This window comes from Sandaracinobacter sp. (assembly GCF_041909755.1).
In the GTDB taxonomy this organism is placed as follows: Bacteria; Pseudomonadota; Alphaproteobacteria; order Sphingomonadales; family Sphingomonadaceae; genus Sandaracinobacteroides.
Window position 1 is genome coordinate 18540 of record NZ_JAYRCW010000001.1, and the last position, 13083, is coordinate 31622.

Annotated in this window: 11 protein-coding genes and 1 tRNA gene; 9 read left to right on the top strand and 3 right to left on the bottom strand. The window is 66.2% G+C overall.

What is annotated here, in order from left to right; translation table 11 throughout:
- Window positions 1–48 precede the first annotated feature (48 nt).
- From ACE3O8_RS00085 to ung, 9 genes are all read left to right on the top strand, one after another.
- Window positions 49–1869 (top strand): alpha-amylase family glycosyl hydrolase, encoded by a 1821-nt coding sequence (locus tag ACE3O8_RS00085; protein WP_374385470.1) that lies wholly within the window; start codon window positions 49–51, stop codon window positions 1867–1869.
- Window positions 1866–3440 (top strand): alpha-amylase family glycosyl hydrolase, encoded by a 1575-nt coding sequence (locus ACE3O8_RS00090; RefSeq protein ID WP_374385471.1) that lies wholly within the window; start codon window positions 1866–1868, stop codon window positions 3438–3440. Before ACE3O8_RS00085 ends, ACE3O8_RS00090 begins: the two co-directional genes overlap by 4 nt.
- Window positions 3441–3442: 2 nt before the next feature.
- On the top strand, window positions 3443–5464 hold the full coding sequence (locus ACE3O8_RS00095; protein ID WP_374385473.1) for a glycoside hydrolase family 97 protein: 2022 nt from the start codon (window positions 3443–3445) through the stop codon (window positions 5462–5464).
- 61 nt (window positions 5465–5525) lie between these two features.
- On the top strand, window positions 5526–6992 hold the full coding sequence (zwf, locus tag ACE3O8_RS00100; RefSeq protein ID WP_374385475.1) for a glucose-6-phosphate dehydrogenase: 1467 nt from the start codon (window positions 5526–5528) through the stop codon (window positions 6990–6992).
- Window positions 6993–7015: 23 nt separating this feature from the next.
- Window positions 7016–7711, top strand: a complete 696-nt coding sequence (gene pgl / locus ACE3O8_RS00105; RefSeq protein WP_374385477.1) for a 6-phosphogluconolactonase — start codon at window positions 7016–7018, stop codon at window positions 7709–7711.
- Between the two features lie 19 nt (window positions 7712–7730).
- Window positions 7731–9551, top strand: a complete 1821-nt coding sequence (gene edd, locus ACE3O8_RS00110; RefSeq protein WP_374385479.1) for a phosphogluconate dehydratase — start codon at window positions 7731–7733, stop codon at window positions 9549–9551.
- Entirely contained in the window at window positions 9551–10516 is a 966-nt protein-coding gene (locus ACE3O8_RS00115; protein WP_374385481.1) for a glucokinase, read from the top strand. The genes edd and ACE3O8_RS00115 overlap by 1 nt, the downstream gene beginning before the upstream one ends.
- Window positions 10513–11124, top strand: a complete 612-nt coding sequence (gene eda, locus ACE3O8_RS00120) for a bifunctional 4-hydroxy-2-oxoglutarate aldolase/2-dehydro-3-deoxy-phosphogluconate aldolase (protein ID WP_374385484.1) — start codon at window positions 10513–10515, stop codon at window positions 11122–11124. The genes ACE3O8_RS00115 and eda overlap by 4 nt, the downstream gene beginning before the upstream one ends.
- Window positions 11121–11810 carry a uracil-DNA glycosylase gene (gene ung, locus ACE3O8_RS00125; RefSeq protein ID WP_374385486.1) on the top strand — a complete coding sequence of 230 codons (690 nt, stop codon included), beginning with the start codon at window positions 11121–11123 and terminating at the stop codon, window positions 11808–11810. The genes eda and ung overlap by 4 nt, the downstream gene beginning before the upstream one ends.
- Before the next feature lie 201 nt (window positions 11811–12011).
- Here the strand turns inward: ung and ACE3O8_RS00130 are convergent.
- The 3 genes from ACE3O8_RS00130 to ACE3O8_RS00140 all read right to left on the bottom strand — a co-directional run bounded on the left by ACE3O8_RS00130 (window position 12012) and on the right by ACE3O8_RS00140 (window position 13066).
- A tRNA-Cys gene (locus tag ACE3O8_RS00130) sits at window positions 12012–12085 on the bottom strand.
- A gap of 279 nt (window positions 12086–12364) precedes the next feature.
- Window positions 12365–12676, bottom strand: coding sequence for a hypothetical protein (locus ACE3O8_RS00135; RefSeq protein ID WP_374385488.1), 312 nt, complete (start codon window positions 12674–12676; stop codon window positions 12365–12367).
- Window positions 12677–12688: 12 nt separating this feature from the next.
- Window positions 12689–13066: a YkvA family protein gene (locus ACE3O8_RS00140; protein ID WP_374385490.1), complete on the bottom strand. Its 378-nt coding sequence runs from the start codon at window positions 13064–13066 to the stop codon at window positions 12689–12691.
- Between the last annotated feature and the right edge of the window lie 17 nt (window positions 13067–13083).

Sequence of the window (13083 nt, forward strand, 5' to 3'; positions counted from 1 at the left end):
GGGGGGGGCGCCCGCCCATCGGGAACCGACGGCGCAGGGGACAGACGGATGAAGGTGTTGCTGGCTGCAACCATGCTGATGGCGGGGCTTTGCCCGCCTGCCATCGCGCAGGACGTGCGCGAACGGGCGCCGACAGAGGAAGTGATCTATTTCCTGCTGCCGGACCGGTTCGCGAATGGCGACACCGGAAACGACACGGGTGGCATCCGGGGCGGGCGGCTGGCGCATGGGCATGACCCTGCGCACAAGGGCTTCTATCTTGGTGGCGACCTGAAGGGTCTGACGGCGCGGCTGGATTACATCCAGGGCATGGGGGCGACGGCGATCTGGCTGGGGCCGATTTACCGGAACAAGCCCGTGCAGGGGCAGCCGGGGCGGGAATCCGCCGGCTATCATGGATACTGGATCACCGATTTCACCACGGTCGATCCGCATTTCGGGACCGAGGCCGACCTGAAGGCCTTCATCGATGCGGCCCACGCGCGCGGGATGAAGGTGTATCTGGACATCATCACCAACCACACCGCCGACGTGATCCGCTATCGCGAATGCCCGGCGAACGATTGCGCCTATCGTAGCCGGGGCGATTACCCCTGGACACGGATGGGCGGCCCTGAGGGGCAGCCGATCAACGAACGCTTCCTGGGCGATGCGGCCGAGCATCAGACGGCTGAGAACTTCGCCCGCCTGACCGACCCGCGCTTTGCCTATACCCCGTTCGTGCCGAAGGGTGAGGAAAGGGCGAAAACGCCGGTCTGGCTGAACGATCCCATCTATTACAGCAACCGGGGCGACAGCTTCTGGAAGGGCGAGAGCGCCATCTGGGGCGATTTTTCCGGGCTGGACGATCTGATGACATCCAATCCCCGCGTGGTGGAGGGGATGATCGACATCTATGGTAGCTGGATCGACCGCTTTGGCGTCGACGGCTTCCGGATCGACACCGCGCGCCATGTGAACCCGGAATTCTGGCAGGCCTTCGTGCCGGCAATGCTGGCGCGGGCGAAGGCGAAGGGCATTCCGAACTTCCACATTTTCGGCGAGGTGTTCGACCCGGACGCCGGAAATCTTGCGCGCTTCACCCATGTGGATCGCTATCCGGCGGTGCTGGATTTCGCCTTCCAGTCCGCCGTGCAGCGGGTGGTGGCCGAAAACGAGCCGCCGCTGGTGCTGGCGCAGACCTTCTTCAAGGACCCGCTCTATGCCGGGGGGGAGGGCGCAGCCCTGCAGCTGCCCACCTTCCTGGGCAATCATGACATGGGGCGGATTTCCACCTTCGTGCGCAAGGCGAACCCGGCGGCCGGCGATGCGGAGCAGCTGGCGCGGGTGAAGCTGGCGCATGCGATGCTGATGCTGCTGCGCGGCGTGCCCACCATCTATTCCGGCGACGAGCAGGGGTTCGTGGGCGACGGCGGAGACCAGGATGCGCGCGAGCCGCTGTTTCCATCGAAGGTGGCAGTTTATAACGACAACCGGTTGCTGGGGACGACGGCGACGGCGGCGGACGCCAATTTCGACACCGCGCATCCGCTGTACCGGTATGTGGCGGCGCTGGCGAAGCTGAGGCAATCCGAGCCTTCGTTGCGGCGGGGCGCGCAGCGGGTGCTGGCGGCCGATACGGAAGGGCCGGGGCTGTTCGCAGTGGCGCGGCGGCTGCCCGAAGGCAATCGCGCACCGTTCATCGACACGATCATTGCCTTCAACACGTCATCGAAGCCGTTGAAGGCGAATGTGATGATCGACCCGCGCATCGAAGTGACCAAATCGCTGCTGGGCACCTGCCCGATGCCATCTGCGCCGGGCACGCTGACGGTGGAGATCGAGCCCTTCGGCACGCTTGTGTGCGCGGGCGCGGTGGCGGTGCGATGAGCGAAACGACGCCCTGGTGGAAGGGGGCGGTGATCTACCAGATCTATCCGCGCAGCTTCCAGGATTCGAACGGAGACGGGGTGGGCGACCTGCCGGGTATCACCCGGCGGCTGGGGCATGTGGCGAGCCTGGGGGTGGATGCGATCTGGCTTTCCCCATTCTTCACATCTCCTATGAAGGATTTCGGATATGATATTGCAGATTACTGCAATGTTGATCCGATATTCGGCACATTGGCGGATTTCGACGCGCTGGTGGCGCGGGCCCACTCGCTGGGCCTGAAGGTGATCATCGATCAGGTCTATGCCCATAGTTCGGACCAGCACGCCTGGTTCCGGGCCAGCCGGGAAGGGCGGAACGGGGATTTTGCCGACTGGTATGTGTGGGCCGATCCCAAGCCCGACGGCAGCCCGCCCAGCAACTGGCAATCGGTGTTCGGCGGCCCGGCCTGGACCTGGGATGCGCGGCGGCGGCAATATTATCTGCACAATTTCCTGCGCGAGCAGCCGCAGCTGAACGTGCACAATCCGGCGGTGCAGGATGCACTGCTGGCCGCCGCGAAATTCTGGCTGGATCGCGGGGTGGACGGCTTCCGGGTGGATGCGATCAACTTCGCGATGCACGACCCTTTGCTGCGCGACAATCCGCCGGCGCCGCCGGGCCCGCGCACGCGGCCGTTCGATTATCAGCTGCGGCTGCACAACCAGTCCCACCCCGACATTCCGAAGTTCCTGGCGCGGCTGCGTGCGCTGCTGGACGGCTATGGCGCGACCTATACGGTGGCGGAGGTCGGCGGGGCGGATCCGATCCCGGAAATGCGGGCCTTCACCGCCGGCGAGACGCATCTGAATTCCGCCTATAGTTTTGCCTTCCTGTATGCGGAGCGGCTGACGCCGCAGGTGGTGGCCCATGCGCTGGCGGACTGGCCGGACGAGCCGGGGCTGGGCTGGCCGGGCTGGGCGCTGACCAACCACGACAGCCCGCGCGGTCTTTCGCGCTGGGCCGCACCCGCAGAGCGGCAGGCCTTTGCGCGGATGGCGATGCTGTTGCTGATGAGCCTGCGCGGCAATCCCTTCCTCTATTATGGGGAGGAACTGGGGCTGACGCAGGTGGAAATTCCGTTCGAGGAGCTTCAGGATCCCGAAGCGATCGCCAACTGGCCGCTGACATTGTCGCGCGATGGGGCGCGGACGCCGATGGCGTGGGAGGCGGGCGCCCCGAACCTGGGCTTCTCTTCGGGTACGCCCTGGCTGCGCACGGGCGCGGACCATGCCGCCATGGCGGTGGACCTTCAGGAAGCGGACCCGCAGTCCCTGCTGCACCTGACGCGCCGGCTGGTTGCGCTTCGCAAGGCGGAACCGGCGCTTCGGCTGGGTCGGCTCGAGCGGATCGAGGCGGAGGGCGACCTGCTGAGCTTCGAGCGCTGGTACGAGAACCGGCGGATCCGGCTGGCCTTCAATTTCGGCACGAAGCCGGTCACCATTGCGCTGGAGGGCCAGGTGATCGCGGAGGTGAACGGCGCGACGGGAACATCTCTGCCCGCGTTCGGGGCGATTGCGGTGGAAGGTTGAGGATGCGGAACCTGTTCTGGCTGATGGCGGGCATGCTGATGCTGGCGGCGGCACGGGCGGAGGCTGCACCGGAAACGGTGGTGTCCCCTTCGGGCGCCTTGCGTTTCACGCTGGATACCGATCCCGACGGGCGGCCGGTCTGGTCGCTGGCGCGGGAGGGCGGGGCGGTCGTGAATCCGTCGCGGCTGGGGTTCATCCTGGGCGACGCGCCGAAGCTGGAGCGGAATTTCGAGATCGTGGAGGTCGCGCGGCACAGCGCCGACAGCCGCTGGGAACAGCCATGGGGCGAGCGGCGTTTCGTGACGGACCGGCACAACGAGCTGGTGGTGACGCTGCGCGAGAAGACCCCACTGAAGCGGCTGCTGCGCCTGCGCGTGCGGCTGTTCGACGACGGGCTGGGCTTTCGCATCGAGTTTCCGCAGCAGCCGAACCTGACGACGGCGCGGATCGTGGAGGAACTGACCGAGTTCGACCTGGCGCAGCCGGGCACGGCCTGGTGGATTCCGGGCGGGGAATGGAACCGCTACGAATATCTGTACAACCGCACACCGATCGAGGGGGTGGGGCAGGCGCATACGCCGATCACCTTCCGGACCGATGCGGGCCTGCATCTTTCCATCCATGAAGCGGCGCTGGTGGATTATGCCGGCATGTGGCTGCGGCGCGTGGAAGGGCAGCGCTTCAAGGCGCGGCTGTCGCCTTCGGGAACGGGGCCGAGCGTCGTGCGCGACCTGCCGTTCGCGACGCCCTGGCGGGTGATGCTGGTGGCCCCCGATGCCGCGAAGCTGTACGCCGCATCGGACATCATCCTGAACCTGAACGAGCCATCGAAGCTGCCCGATATCGGCACCTGGTTCAGGCCGCACAAATATGTGGGCGTCTGGTGGGAAATGCACCTGGAGACGGCCAGCTGGGCGACCGGGCCGAAGCTGGGTGCGACGACGGCGAACACCCGCCGCTATATCGATTTCGCGGCCGCAAACGGCTTCCGCAGCGTGCTGGTGGAGGGCTGGAACCCCGGCTGGGACGGGGACTGGTTCGCAACCGGCCATGATTTCGATTTCACCCGGCCGACCCCCTATTTCGACCTTCAGGGCCTGAGCAGCTATGCGCGGGGCAAGGGCGTCCGGATCATGGGGCATCATGAGACGGCCGGAAATATCCGGGTGTATGAGGCGCAGCTGGGCGCGGCGCTGGACCTTTACCAGCGGCTGGGCGTGGACAGCGTGAAGACCGGCTATGTGGCGGACGCGGGCGGAATCCTGGCGCCAGACGGCAGCTATCAGTGGCATGACGGGCAGGTGATGAGCCGCCATCATCTGAAGGTGGTGGAAGAGGCCGCGAAGCGGCGGATCGCGGTGAACCCGCATGAGCCGATCAAGGATACCGGCCTGCGCCGCACCTGGCCCAATTGGGTGGCGCGCGAAGGTGCGCGGGGCATGGAATACAACGCCTGGGGCAATCCGAAGAACCCGCCGGCGCATGAGGTCAACCTGATCTTCACCCGGATGCTGTCTGGCCCGATGGATTATACCCCGGGCATCCTGAGCCTGACGGGGAAGGGCGGCGCGCCGATCCCCAGCACGATGGCGCGGCAGCTGGCGCTGTATGTGCTGCTGTATTCCCCGATCCAGATGGCGGCGGACCTGCCGGAAAACTACGCCCGGCATCCGGGGCCGTTCCGGTTCATCAAGGATGTGCCCGCCGACTGGGAGCAGACGGAGATGCTGGCAGGCGAGGTGGGGGCTTTTGCCCTGATCGCCCGCAAGGACAGGCACAGCCGCGACTGGTATGTGGGCGGCGGCACCGACGAAAGCCCGCGCGAAGCGGAGCTGCCGCTGGCCTTTCTGGACAAGGGCCGGCGATACGAAGCGCAGATCTATGCCGACGGGCCGACGGCGGACTATCGCACCGAGGGCCGGGCCGACATCGCGATCACGAAGCGCATCGTGACTTCTGCCGACAGGATTCCGATCCGCATGGGCGCCGGTGGAGGGGTTGCCATCCGCTTCAGGGCGCTGTGAAATCGGCGGGCGGCGGGAATACGAATTCATCCCTGTTCACCGCGCAAAGCCTTGCTAGGACATGCCCATGACTGCGGTTCTTCTGTTCGGCGCGACCGGCGACCTTTCGCGTCGCATGCTGCTGCCGTCGCTGTTCGGCCTGTCGGTTGACGGGTTGCTGCCTGCCGATGTGCGGATCGTGGGCACGGCGCGATCCCAGCTGGATGACGAAGGCTTCCGCGCCATGGCGGCGGAGGCGCTGGCGAGCCATGTGGCGAACGGGCTGGGCGATCAGGCAAAGGCGGACGCCTTCCTGAAGCAGCTGGCCTATGTGCCGCTGGATGCGACCGACCTTGGCGGATACCGGCGGCTGGCCGATGCCACCTGCGCCGATGGCGGCCGGTGCGCGGATCAGTCCATATCGATCTTCCTGTCCACCGCGCCGTCCTTGTTCAAGCCGACGATCGAGGGGCTGGCGGCGGCCGGACTGACCGGCCCCAATGTCCGGATCGGGCTGGAAAAGCCGCTGGGATCCGATCTGGCAAGTTCGGCGGAAATCAATGACGCGGTTGCCAGCGCCTTCAGCGAGCAACAGATTTTCCGCATCGATCACTATCTGGGCAAGGAGACGGTGCAGAACCTGCTGTCGCTGCGGTTCGCCAACCTGCTGTTCGAGCCGCAATGGAACGCCCACTGGATCAGCCATGTGCAGATCACGGTTGCGGAAACCGTGGGGCTGGAAGGCCGGGTCGATTTCTATGATGGCGCGGGCGCGCTGCGCGACATGGTGCAGAACCATATGCTGCAGCTGCTGGCGCTGGTGGCGATGGAGCCGCCCGGAACCTTCACCGCCTCTGCCGTCCGCGACGAGAAGGTGAAGGTGCTGCACGCGCTGCGCCCGATCGACGGGAAATCGGCTGCGGCCTGCTGCGTGACGGGGCAGTATGCGGCCGGCGCTGTGAACGGCGAACCGGTGAAGGGCTATGCCGAGGAGCTGGGCCGCGCGAGTTCGACCGAGACCTTCGTGGCGCTGAAGGCGCATGTGGACAACTGGCGCTGGAAGGGCGTGCCATTCTATCTGCGCAGCGGAAAGCGGCTGGGCGCGCGCAAGTCCGAGATCCTGATCGCCTTCAAGGATGTCCCGCACAACATCTTCGGGGACGGTGTGAAGGGGATGCAGCCCAACCGCCTGCTGATCAGCCTGCAACCCCAGGAGAATATCCAGCTGCAGCTGATGTCGAAGGTGCCCGGCCTTTCGCGCGGGGGGATTTCGATGCGGCCCGTGGCGCTGGATATCGGCCGCAAGGATGCGTTTGCGGATACGCGGCGGCGGATCGCCTATGAACAGCTGCTGCTGGACCTGATCGAGGGGCGGCAGACCCTGTTTGTGCGGCGCGACGAGGTGGAGGCGCAATGGGCCTTTATCGATGCCATCCGCAAGGCCTGGGCCGAAAACGGCACGGAGCCGCGGCCCTATACCGCCGGAAGCTGGGGGCCATCCGCCGCAATCGCGCTGATCGAGCGCGACAATGCCAGCTGGAACGACTAGCCGCGTCGGCAAAGGAGATTCGGATGATCGACGCGGAATGGTGGGAATATGACTCGGCGGAAGAACTGGCCGAGGCTGTGGCGGGCGACGCGCAGTTCGTGATCGAAAGCGCGCTGGATGCGCGCGGCGATGCCGTGGTGGCGTTCGCGGGCGGGCGAACGCCTGCCGCGGCGCAGGCGCTGCTGGCCGGCCGAAAGCTGAAGTGGAAGGATGTGACCATCGTTCCGACGGACGACCGGCTGGTGCCCGTGCAGGACAAGCTTTCCAATGTGCGGGGCCTTGCCGAACGCTTCCTGCCGCTGGGGGCGCGGGTGATCCCGCTGACGGGCGGCGACCTGCCGGTGGATGCGGCCGGCAAGGCGGCGGATGCCCGGCTTCAGGCCATCCACTGGCCGCTCGATTTCGTGTGGCTGGGCATGGGTGAGGACGGGCATACGGCCTCGATCTTCCCCGGCGCGGACCTGGAGGCGGCCCTGTCGGCCCCGCATCGCGCGATCGGCGTGACGCCTGATCCGTTGCCCGCCGACGCGCCGGTTGCGCGCGTGACGCTGACGAAATCCGCGATTCTGGGCGCGCGCGCCATCCTGATCCAGATCAGCGGCGACAAGAAGCGCAAGGTGCTGGAAAAGGCGCTGAAGGACGGCGCAGGTTCGAACTATCCGATCGGTCGCCTGCTGGCGGATGCCTCGCAGGCGATCGACATCCACTGGTGCCCCTGACCATGAATGGAAGGCTGCGATGACGCTGAACCCGATCGTCGAGGCCGTGACGGCCCGGATCATCGCCCGTTCGCGCGACAGCCGCGGCCGATATCTGGACCTGGTGGCGCGCGAGGCGGAGAAGGGCCTCAACCGCCACAACCTCGGCTGTTCGAACCTGGCCCATGCCTTTGCCGCGGCCGAGGGGGACAAGCCCGCGATCATGGCGGGCAAGGCGTTCAACATCGGGATCGTCACCGCCTATAACGACATGCTGTCGGCGCATCAGCCCTATGGCCGGTACCCGGAACAGATGAAGATCTTCGCGCGCGAGGCAGGCGCAACCGCGCAGGTGGCGGGCGGCGTGCCCGCCATGTGCGACGGGGTGACCCAGGGACAGAGCAGCATGGAGCTGTCGCTGTTCAGCCGGGACACCATTGCCCTTTCCGCCGCCGTTTCTCTGAGCCACGCCATGTATGACGGCGTGGCGATGCTGGGCATCTGCGACAAGATCGTGCCGGGGCTGCTGATCGGCGCGCTGCGCTTCGGCCATCTGCCCACCGTGCTGATCCCGGCAGGGCCGATGCCCTCTGGCCTGCCCAACAAGGAAAAGCAGCGCATCCGCCAGCTGCATGCCGAAGGAAAGGTGGGGCAGGTGGAGCTGCTGGAGGCGGAATCCGCCAGCTATCACAGCCCCGGCACCTGCACATTTTACGGCACCGCCAACTCCAACCAGATGATGATGGAGATGATGGGCCTGCATGTGCCGAACGCGGCCTTCGTGCAGCCGGGCACGAAACTTCGGCAGGAACTGACCCGGGCGGCGGTGCGCCGGCTGACGGAGATCGGCCATGGCGGCAACGACTGGCGGCCGATCGGCCATGTGGTGGACGAAAAGGCCATCGTGAACGCGGTGGTGGGCCTGCTGGCGACGGGCGGCTCCACCAACCATGCACTGCACTTGCCGGCGATCGCGCGGGCGGCGGGCATCCAGCTGGACTGGGAAGACATGGACCGGCTGAGCGCGGCGGTGCCGCTGATCGCCAATGTCTATCCGGCGGGGCAGGCCGATGTGAACCAGTTCCACCAGGCGGGCGGCATGGCCTTCACCATCCGCGAACTGCTGGGCGCGGGGCTGGTGCATGGCGACATCCTGACCGTGGCGGATGGGGGGCTTTCCGCCTATGCGGCCGAGCCGGGGCTGGAGGGCGATGCGCTGGTGTGGACGCCCGCGCCGGAGACTAGCCGCGACGAGAGCATCCTTCGCCCCGTTGCCGCGCCGTTCCGGCCCGATGGCGGCATGCGGCTGGTGCAGGGCAATCTGGGGCGCGGCACCTTCAAGACGAGCGCCGTTGACCCCGCGCGCTGGACGATCGAGGCCCCGGCGCGGGTGTTCGAGGATCAGGCGCAGGTGAACGCCGCCTTCAAGGCGGGCGAACTGGACCGCGACGTAGTGGTGGTGGTGCGATTCCAGGGGCCGCGCGCCAACGGCATGCCGGAGTTGCACAAGCTGACCCCGCCGTTGGGCGTGTTGCAGGACCGGGGATACAAGGTCGCGCTGGTGACGGATGGCCGCATGTCTGGCGCGTCCGGCAAGGTGCCGGCTGCCATTCACATGAGCCCGGAGGCGCTGGGCGGCGGGCCGCTGGCACGGGTGCGCGACGGCGACATGATCCGGCTGTGCGCGGTGAACGGCACCATCGACGTGCTGATGAACGAAACCGAATTCCGCGCGCGGGAGCCTGCGGCCGCGCCGGCGGCGGCCGACGGCACCGGGCGCGAACTGTTTGCGCTGTTCCGGCAGGCGGCCGGCACGGCGGAATCCGGCGCTTCGCCGATCCTTTCGGCGGCGGGGCTGTGATGGACCTGGTGGTGGCCGATATCGGCGGCACGCATTGCCGCTTTGCCATCGCCGGGCGCGGGCCCGACGGCGGGATCGCGCTGGAGCATATCGTGAAGCTGAAGGTGGCGGATCACGCCAGCCTGCAGGGCGCGTTCGAAACCTATCGGCAGGGATTGGCGCGGCCCGTGCCTGCCCAGGCGGCGATTGCGCTGGCAGCGCCGACCGATGTGGAACTGATCACGCTGGCGAACAACCCCTGGGTGATCCGCCCGGCGCTGGCGGCGGAGCGGCTGGGCCTTGAATCCGTGATGTTCATCAATGATTTCGCGGCGGTTGCCCATGCCGTTGCGGCGTGCGGAAACGGCCAGCTGGAATGGATTGCGGGCCCGCAGGGCGGATTGCCGGCGGGCGGTGTCGTCAGTGTGATCGGGCCGGGCACGGGGCTGGGTGTCGCCATCCTGCTGACGGGCGCGCCGCCCCGCGTGGTGGCGACCGAGGGCGGACATATCGATTTCGCCCCGCTGGACAGCCTGGAAGACAATATCCTGCAGCAACTGCGGACCCGGTTTCGGCGGGTTTCGGTGGAGCGGATCGTGTCTGGCTCGGGGTTTGCCAACATCCATGGCGCGATGGCCGCGATCGAGGGCCGGGCGGTTCCGCACCGCGACGACAAGGCCCTGTGGGCCGCCGCGCTGGAAGAAAAGGACGTGCTGGCCGAAGCCGCGTTCGACCGCTGGTGCCTGGCGCTTGGCAGCGTGGCGGGCGACCTTGCGCTGGCGCAGGGGGCCGAAGCCGTGGTGCTGGCAGGCGGCATGCTGCCGCGGGTGCGACACCTGCTGGGGCAAAGCGGCTTTCATTCGCGCTTCATCGCCAAGGGGCGGTTCGAAACCCGCATGGCGGCGATCCCCATTCTTCACATCACGCACCCTGAGCCGGGGCTGCTGGGCGCGGCGGCGGCCTGGTTTGCAAAGGAAATGGCATGAACCCGATTGAATCCATCATGCGGATGGGGCCCGTGATTCCCGTGCTGGTGATCGAATCGCCCGCTGATGGTGTGGTGATCGCAGAGGCGCTGGTGGCGGGCGGCCTGCGCGTGCTGGAAGTGACCTTGCGGACTGCGGGTGCGCTGGACGTGATCCGGGCGATGAAGCAGGTGCCCGGCGTCATTGTGGGGGCGGGAACCGTGCTGAACGTGCGCGATCTGGATGCGGCGATCGCGGCGGGCGCGGAGTTCATCGTTTCGCCGGGACTGACGGAAAAGCTGGCGCATGCCGCGATGGACCGTGAGATTCCCTTCCTGCCCGGCGTCGCCAATGCAGGCGACATCATGCGCGGTCTGGACATGGGGCTGGACCGGTTCAAATTCTTTCCGGCAGAGGCGGCGGGTGGCCTGAAGGCGCTGAAGGCGCTGGCGGCGCCGTTCCGCAATGTGCGCTTCTGCCCAACTGGCGGGATCACCCAGGCCTCTGCGCCGGACTGGCTGGCGGAGGAAGCTGTGCTGTGCGTGGGTGGAAGCTGGCTGGTGGGGAAGGGTGCGCCGGACCGGGCAGCCATCCGTGCCGCAGCCGAGGCCGCTGCGGCATTGGCGTGAGCGGCGGGATCAGGCTGGAGGACAGCTGGCGCCACGCGCTGGCCGGAGAGTTCGACCAGCCTTACATGCGCGACCTGCGCGCCTTTCTGGTGGCGGAGCGGGACGCTGGGAAGCGCATCTATCCCCGCGCATCCAACTGGTTCCGCGCGCTGGACCTGACCCCGCTGGACAAGGTGCGCGTGGTGATTCTGGGGCAGGATCCCTATCATGGGCCGGGGCAGGCGCATGGATTGTGCTTTTCCGTGCAGCCCGGCGTGAAAATTCCGCCCTCGCTCGTGAACATCTACAAGGAACTGAAGGGCGATCTGGGGATCGAGCCTGCGCGCCATGGCTTTCTGGAAGGCTGGGCGGGGCAGGGGGTGCTGCTGCTGAACAGCGTGTTGACCGTCGAGGATGGCAAGGCTGCCTCTCACGCCGGGCGGGGCTGGGAGAGATTCACCGATGCGGTCGTACGCCGCGTGGCCGATCGGCCCGAACCGGCGGTTTTCATGCTGTGGGGCAGTCATGCCCAGCGCAAGGCCGGATTCGTGGATGGTTCACGGCACCTGGTGCTGAAATCGGTGCATCCATCCCCCTTGTCTGCTTATGGCGGATTTTTCGGCTCGCGGCCCTTCTCGCGCGCGAACGCCTTCCTTGAAGCAGCGGGGCAGGGCCAGGTTGACTGGCAGCTTCCGGATTTGTCCTGACGCAGATTCGGCATCGACTTGAGCTGGAATATCAAGTTTGTAAAACCAAAGTAAAAGCAGAAAAACAATATAAAACAGTCTATTATTTAATTTTGTTCTTCATGTAAAATATCAACACAACAGCATCGTTCGCCACGGGCCATGCGCTGCTCGGCGCCTGGCGGCGGGGAATGGAGGGGGCTGGGAACGGCGCTGGAAGGATGGAGGCCCGAGCCGGAATCGAACCGGCGTGCAAGGATTTGCAGTCCTCTGCGTAACCACTCCGCCATCGGGCCCCGACAGCGCGGAGGCGCCGTCTAGCAGGGGCTTTGTCGGATGGAAACCCTTTGACGATTCCATTCTTTGCAAACCCGTCGGCCTCTTCCGCCGCGCCTCTTCCTCCCGCTCGGGCTGAGCTTGTCGAAGCCCGGAGTTTGGAAGCACGATGGCGGATACTGTGGCCTGCTTCATGGGGCTTCGACAAGCTCAGCCTGAGCGGGGGGAAGGAAGTAGGGCATCGCTTGTTTGCAGGGGAAATAATTGCGAACCCATACTGGGTTGCCCGGCCAATGCGCTCAGGGATTGGCCTTCAGATGGGCCCCGATCTCGTCGAAGAAGCGTTCCAGCTGGTGAAGGACGTTGAGTTTGAAGGCGTAGTTCACGTCGGCCGAATTGCTTTCGATGATGGTCGATTCATCGACCTTTTCCGCATAGGCGTTGGCCAGATTCTGCACATAGCTGGGCGTCAGCTCGATATGGCCGCGTTCCGCCAGAAGCCGCAGCTGCACCACCATCATCTGGCGCACCAGCATCTCCAGCGTGGTGATCCGGGCCACGACCACCACCGGGTCCAGCTCGATCTGTTCCTGCGGCTGTTCGTCGGACATCGGCCAGGCCCCCTACCAGTATCGCAGCGCCCAGAGCTGGAGCGCCAGAAAGACAGCGATCGTCACCCACAGGCCGATCACCAGCACCGCGCCTGCAAGGCTGACAGGGCGTTCGACGGCAAGGTCGGCCTTGTGGCGGAACTCTGCAAGAAGGTCCGCCGGAACCAGCCGGATCGCGATCGCCAGCCCCAGCGGCACGATGACAAGTTCATCCAGCAGGCCGAACAGGGGCACGAAATCGGGGATCAGATCGATGGGAGACAGGGCATAGGCCGCCACGAATCCGGCGACTGCCTTGGCGACGAACGGAGTGCGCGAATCGCGCGCGGCGATCCACAGCATGTGCGCGTCACGCCGCAACCGGTGGGAGGCTTCTCTGGCCTTGTTCATCAATCCCATGCGTTCAA

Coding starts and splice junctions, on each gene's coding strand:
- ACE3O8_RS00085 (WP_374385470.1), top strand. CDS start 49: ATGAAGGTGTTGCTGGCTGCAACCATGCTGATGGCGGGGCTTTGCCCG.
- ACE3O8_RS00090 (WP_374385471.1), top strand. CDS start 1,866: ATGAGCGAAACGACGCCCTGGTGGAAGGGGGCGGTGATCTACCAGATC.
- ACE3O8_RS00095 (WP_374385473.1), top strand. CDS start 3,443: ATGCGGAACCTGTTCTGGCTGATGGCGGGCATGCTGATGCTGGCGGCG.
- zwf (WP_374385475.1), top strand. CDS start 5,526: ATGCCCATGACTGCGGTTCTTCTGTTCGGCGCGACCGGCGACCTTTCG.
- pgl (WP_374385477.1), top strand. CDS start 7,016: ATGATCGACGCGGAATGGTGGGAATATGACTCGGCGGAAGAACTGGCC.
- edd (WP_374385479.1), top strand. CDS start 7,731: ATGACGCTGAACCCGATCGTCGAGGCCGTGACGGCCCGGATCATCGCC.
- ACE3O8_RS00115 (WP_374385481.1), top strand. CDS start 9,551: ATGGACCTGGTGGTGGCCGATATCGGCGGCACGCATTGCCGCTTTGCC.
- eda (WP_374385484.1), top strand. CDS start 10,513: ATGAACCCGATTGAATCCATCATGCGGATGGGGCCCGTGATTCCCGTG.
- ACE3O8_RS00135 (WP_374385488.1), bottom strand. CDS start 12,676: ATGTCCGACGAACAGCCGCAGGAACAGATCGAGCTGGACCCGGTGGTG.
- ACE3O8_RS00140 (WP_374385490.1), bottom strand. CDS start 13,066: ATGAACAAGGCCAGAGAAGCCTCCCACCGGTTGCGGCGTGACGCGCAC.